The organism is Streptomyces sp. ADI96-02 (genome assembly GCF_003846185.1).
Classification (GTDB): domain Bacteria; phylum Actinomycetota; class Actinomycetes; order Streptomycetales; family Streptomycetaceae; genus Streptomyces.
In genome coordinates, this window is record NZ_ML123034.1 from 3945560 (window position 1) to 3949250 (window position 3691).

General features: G+C 60.6%; 5 protein-coding genes and 1 pseudogene. 1 reads left to right on the forward strand and 5 read right to left on the reverse strand.

Annotation, left to right across the window (positions count from 1 at the left end):
• Positions 1 to 25 precede the first annotated feature (25 nt).
• The 5 genes and pseudogenes from EES43_RS31865 to EES43_RS17375 all read right to left on the reverse strand — a co-directional run bounded on the left by EES43_RS31865 (position 26) and on the right by EES43_RS17375 (position 3149).
• Positions 26 to 199 (reverse strand): helix-turn-helix domain-containing protein, encoded by a 174-nt coding sequence (locus EES43_RS31865; RefSeq protein ID WP_346774361.1) that lies wholly within the window; start codon positions 197 to 199, stop codon positions 26 to 28.
• Complete coding sequence (locus EES43_RS17360) at positions 178 to 705, reverse strand: DUF6879 family protein (RefSeq protein ID WP_124269556.1); 528 nt, start codon at positions 703 to 705, stop codon at positions 178 to 180. The genes EES43_RS31865 and EES43_RS17360 overlap by 22 nt, the downstream gene beginning before the upstream one ends.
• Positions 692 to 880 (reverse strand): annotated as a pseudogene (locus tag EES43_RS31440) (hypothetical protein); the annotation flags it as partial. The gene EES43_RS17360 and the pseudogene EES43_RS31440, both read right to left, overlap by 14 nt.
• 421 nt (positions 881 to 1301) lie before the next feature.
• Complete coding sequence (locus tag EES43_RS17370; RefSeq protein WP_124269557.1) at positions 1302 to 2672, reverse strand: VanZ family protein; 1371 nt, start codon at positions 2670 to 2672, stop codon at positions 1302 to 1304.
• Positions 2673 to 2753: 81 nt separating this feature from the next.
• Entirely contained in the window at positions 2754 to 3149 is a 396-nt protein-coding gene (locus tag EES43_RS17375) for a hypothetical protein (RefSeq protein ID WP_124269558.1), read from the reverse strand.
• Between the two features lie 332 nt (positions 3150 to 3481).
• Here EES43_RS17375 and EES43_RS31015 point away from each other — a divergent pair.
• Positions 3482 to 3691: hypothetical protein (locus tag EES43_RS31015; protein WP_206430072.1), on the forward strand; the 210-nt coding region annotated here is incomplete at its 3' end.

Here is a 3691-nt window from a genome sequence, read left to right on the forward strand (position 1 = left end):
GCCCGGGGGCCTCGCTCGTTGCGCTTCACGGCCCATCACCCGATCGGTGGCCAACTCGAAGAAGCTCAATCTTGGAAAGCTTCGAGCGGGACATGGCAGCGCCACGGGCAACCACTTTGGCTTCCCGTCCGGAGGACTCTCGCAGTTCCCGCAGCGCTGACCCGAGGCTGGACTTATTCACCAGCCGTACTTCGCCCACCAATCCGGGAAGGGTACGGCCTGGGCCAAAGCCGTGTCTCTGTATTCCAGGAACCTGGGGACCTGCTCCTCTCCGGCGAATGCAGAACCCAGGTACTTGCCCTCGCCGTCGTACTCCATGACGCCGGCGGCCCGCTCATCGAAGAGCCAGAAGTCCGGGGCGTCCGGAATCGGGTTCTCCTGGTCGGTCGTGTCCAGGATGAAGAACTCTTCACCAGCTGTCAGGTTACGTCGGTAACCCCAGGAGAGTTCGAACCGCAGATAGTCCGTCAGAGGGCGGGCGAGGACGTGGACCCGATAGATGCGCTTTCCCGACCGGACCGCATCCCCGACTGTCGATACCCAGTCAGCCGTTTGGTATTCCTCCGGCTGCGGCTTGCCGGCAAGGAACGCGTGGTAGGCATCGACGCCCCCCGACTTGCTGTAATCGTCCAGAGTCTCCAGCCGGAAAGCCTCCCGATCGAAGTCCTCGAACCAATCGCCCAGTGTCCTGGATGAGTTTGTCACGAACGGCCTTTCGCATGAGTTCCACGGAGATCTCTACCAGGCTTTCATGAGCCGGAATGTCCAGCCCGTGATCGACGACCCTGTTCCCCTGGATGGCGAGCGTGCCTCGATCCGTCGTGTAGATGGTCGGGCACTCGCCGTCCTCGCACTCGCCCACCAGCCGTGTCAGCTTCACTGCCGGCCCTCTCGTCGCCCGGTGTCCCGTCCGATGGTGGCGGGCCCCCGTCACGCGGAGCAAGGGGTTCGAGTTTCCGGTACTGGAAACGGGGCCGAGAGCGGCGAAGCCCCACCGTGCGTGGGCACGGCGGGGGCGACTACTCGGACGATTTGATGGTCCGACGGCCAGACTGGCACCTGCTTCACCGGGGCCGTCCCCGGTCCCGCAGATCGTCGAGTGCGACTCGGGTATTGCCGCCCCAGGCCTTCGAGAACTCGGCTTCGTCGAGGGGGAGCCCGTGGATGTTGGTCATGGTTACGCCCTTCCACGTCAGCCGGCGGGGCCTTTGAGTGCTTCCTGTTCGATGGTTGGTCAGGGCCTCAGGCAATCGTGCATGCGAGCGGCATGTCGGAGGTCTCGGCGGCGACGTCGGAGTTGTTCAACCGGAGGTTGAAAGCGGCTCGATGTACTGATTTGCATCAGCGGAACGCCGCAAAGGAACTTGAACTGGGTCGTTGAAGCTGCCGTCGGTAGCATCGATCGCCGCCTCCAGCGCATACGACGAAGTTCTGGTGGAGAGAAGCCAGTCCGTACGCCACTGGCCGTTACGGTACTGCGCCAGAAGGATCGGCTCACCCTTCTCGGATTTCTTATCGATCTCGTCGTTGAAGTTCTTTTTGAAGATTTCCCACGCCTCCTCTTTGGTGACCCGTACAGTGGGGATTTTTGGATCGGATATGTTGCGTTCAATCAGATCGCTGACACGCCCTGCGCTGTCAATGCGAAGGTCGAGGCGCATGGGGAGGAGCACCTCACCATCCCATCGTCGCCAGTAGACAAGCCAGCCGAGGTCTGTCTCTTCGTCAACGCGCGAGACGTTGACTTTGGAGTCCTTCAATCCCCAGGGGGCGAATTGGCTGGCGTATGCTTCGGCGATAGACAATGCCTTTTTCTCGTCCGAGGGGCGGATGTGGGCGCCGGGTACCGCAAAAGCCTTGCCCGTCTCAATGTCCGCAGGAGGCATGGAAACGGTGAATTCTTTTTGGTCGGGCCAGCTCAACTCGGCCATTCCTTCCTTGAAAATGGCTGTGATGGTGCCCATATCGTTTTCGCCTGACGTGAAACTGTAATTTTCAGCTCGGTATGCGCCTCCGAACGCGTCCTTGAGTCGAGCATCAATTGCCGATTGCTGCCCTGCGGTGACGGGTGAATTTGGTTCCGTCCTGTCGACAAGGGCAAGATTCGCGAAAGTGTACATAGCTGTGCCCATGACGCACGCCAGAACTCCCGCGCTGACGAACGCTTTCCTGGTTGTGCTCCGCGTCAGCGGGGTACCGCCTCGAAGCCTTGCGAGAACAGCACCGATCGCTGTTCCCAATAGTGCGCCCAGCCCGTTTGCCACGAGGTCGCTCGTGTCGCAAGCTCGGCTGATCGGGGCTAGAGCCTGCGTCGTCTCGATTGCTGCCGGGAAGATGAAGCTGAGGCCGACCATCAGTCCAGGGCGCCGTGTGGCCAATGTGCCGAGCAAGCCGAACGGCACCAACATCGCGAAGTTCAGCTGCCCCTGCGTGTGGCGGAAAGGCTCAAAGATGTCACGGTTAATGGTGCATGATGCTGACTCGTCCCCGGGCGTCGTGGTCCACATTGTCAGCGCGATCGTGGCTGTCACGCAGGCTGCCCATAAGGCCCATGTCAGCGGTCGGGCGCATCGCGTTCGCGCGGCTGCGAAAATTGCCGCGCCTGCAATGCAGGAAATGAGTATGGCAAAGGCGATGAACAGTCCATGCCCTTGAAAAACCGCAGTCAGCATGTATCCGGGATTCTCGTGAAAGGGTGCGGGGTGGCTATGCGCGCGCGCATAGCCACCCCGCGAATTTTGCTCAGATGATTGTCAGCAAGAGGACTTGGGCGGCGTAGTGTAGGTGCTGCCATCTGCCAGCATCTTGCCGATCACGCTACCGCAACCCGAACTCACGGTGAGCATTGAGCCGTAGTGGAAGGGTGTGTTGTTCATGTTTATGTTGCCCGACCAGAAGTTCTTGCCGCCCTTTTCTGCACCCAGCTTCGCGGTGAGGTTACCTCCGCCAGTGCGGTAATAGCCGACCTCTGCGAAAGTCTTACCGGACGCCATGGTTGCCAGAATTCCGTTGGTCAGGGTGGTGCACTTGACGCCACCATTTCCTTGCCCGCTGCTCGGGCAGGACGTCGGTGCCGCTGAGGCGGGAAAAGAAAGTGCGAGCGGCATTGTGAGTGTTGCCACGGCGAGGAACGATGCACGGGTGCGCATGTGCATAATGACTCCATTTCTAATTATTAAGAGCTGCTTAATGCTGCCCTTGGTGGGCCGCATGTGTAACTGTACGCACCGTGGACGCCTTTTGGATCATGAAATTCTGTGGTGAAGATCAACTTGGTCTAGTGGCGTTCCGGCTGACAGGTCTGCGGGTATGTGCTAAAGCGAATTTTCTGTACGAGATTGGGTGAGATAGTCGATATTTGGGGCCCTCGAAAGCAGGTGTACGTGTTGTTCCCGTTTCGAATCCGAGGTAGTGCGAGGGCTCGGTTTTCCTCGTGCCGCTGGTTTTGGGCCAGGCACCACGCGCCACCCTGGGAGCCGCCGTGGCCAAGACGAGTTTCGCGATCAACGAGGAGCCGCACGTCGACGAGCTCGGTGACGACCTGAAGCTGAGAGGTTGTTCGCCCGATGGTCCATCCCGGGACGGGATGTTCTGTGCCGACACACGGCGAAGCCCCACCGTGCGGCGGCACGGTGGGGCGGTTGCTCGGACGGCTCCGGCGGCTCAGACGGTGTCGAAGTCGCCGGCCCGG

What these genes read in the sequence shown, in the direction of transcription:
- EES43_RS17370 (WP_124269557.1), bottom strand. Translation starts at nt 2,672, where the DNA reads ATGCTGACTGCGGTTTTTCAAGGGCATGGACTGTTCATCGCCTTTGCC.
- EES43_RS17375 (WP_124269558.1), bottom strand. Translation starts at nt 3,149, where the DNA reads ATGCGCACCCGTGCATCGTTCCTCGCCGTGGCAACACTCACAATGCCG.